Annotated in this window: 1 protein-coding gene; it reads right to left on the bottom strand. The window is 44.0% G+C overall.

Annotated elements, in window-relative coordinates:
- Window positions 1-120 precede the first annotated feature (120 nt).
- Window positions 121-1,005: a hypothetical protein gene (locus ACFIL8_RS10770; protein WP_375689771.1), complete on the bottom strand. Its 885-nt coding sequence runs from the start codon at window positions 1,003-1,005 to the stop codon at window positions 121-123.
- Window positions 1,006-1,095 lie beyond the last annotated feature (90 nt).

Here is a 1,095-nt window from a genome sequence, read left to right as displayed (position 1 = left end):
GGATCATGGGTTCCTATATGTGTTGTTGCCATTGATTTCACCTTTCTTTGCTGTAAAAAAACCGGCTTAAAGCCGGTGGAAAACCCGCATCAAGGCGGATTATGTTGTAAAACTGATTGCCTAATCAGGGTCTGCACCCATTATTTCATAAAAACGGGCTTCATTTTTCGGATTGGAGATCCATGCGTTGAATTCTTTCTCTGACATATTGGCAAGGGTGTCTTTTGTCATAGGACCTGTCATGCCTCCTCCACCAGATGCTGTTAAGGTTCGCGCAGAATTCTGCCGGCTTTGAAGCGCTGCTACTTGATTATTCGCTTGCATCCCTTGGTTTTGATAACCAAGATTTTGCGCTATCCTATAAAGCTCTTCTGCTGGATTACCCCCCTTTTGGGCGCAAGTCGCTACAATCGTACGCAATTCATCCCCTATAATCGCATCTATCGTGCTCCGTTGCGCATAAGTCGGATAAACAGATGACCAAGCACTTAATTGCTTTGCACGCGTCTCATAAAGATAATCCGCCGCCGCATCAAAATCACTGTATTTATCTTTAATTGATGTAACAGAACTTTCTAAAAACTGGTTCAAATGATCATTAAATTCGTGGGATTCAATGGCTTGCCTTTGAACATCCTGCTGTGCCCTAATATACGCATCTTGCTTTTGAATCTTATCTAACATCCACGTTAATACGCTAATTGGGTCCTCACGTAGGTCTGGGGGCGCACCTTCTCCTTCAACCATTGGTGGCTGGGCTTGAGATTCATAAAACTTGACAAGCGCTTCACGGGCTTGTTTGGCTTGTTGTTCTGCATGTTGCCGATCTATAGGAACGATTTCTGAAGGCTTGTCAACGGGCTCTGCAACCGGTTCTGGAGGTGTCGCATCATTATTCTCAACCGTCTCGACCTCATAATCGTTCTCAAAAGAGCTCTCATCATCAAATACCGGTGCACCAACCCTGTAATCTTCATTCATAGCTTCGTTCATTTCTGCATTCATTCTCTAACCTCTTTCAAATGCTTCTTCCTCTGTATGTTGCCGCTCTTTCACGCATGATTTGATTTTGCGCTCGTTCATTAAGAATACGCT

Source organism: Bartonella sp. AP57NXGY (assembly GCF_042195805.1).
Lineage (GTDB): Bacteria > Pseudomonadota > Alphaproteobacteria > Rhizobiales > Rhizobiaceae > Bartonella.
Note: the sequence above shows the minus strand (reverse complement) of the source record. Positions and strands in the feature narration are given on the sequence as shown.

What these genes read in the sequence shown, in the direction of transcription:
- ACFIL8_RS10770 (WP_375689771.1), bottom strand. Translation starts at nt 1,005, where the DNA reads ATGAATGCAGAAATGAACGAAGCTATGAATGAAGATTACAGGGTTGGT.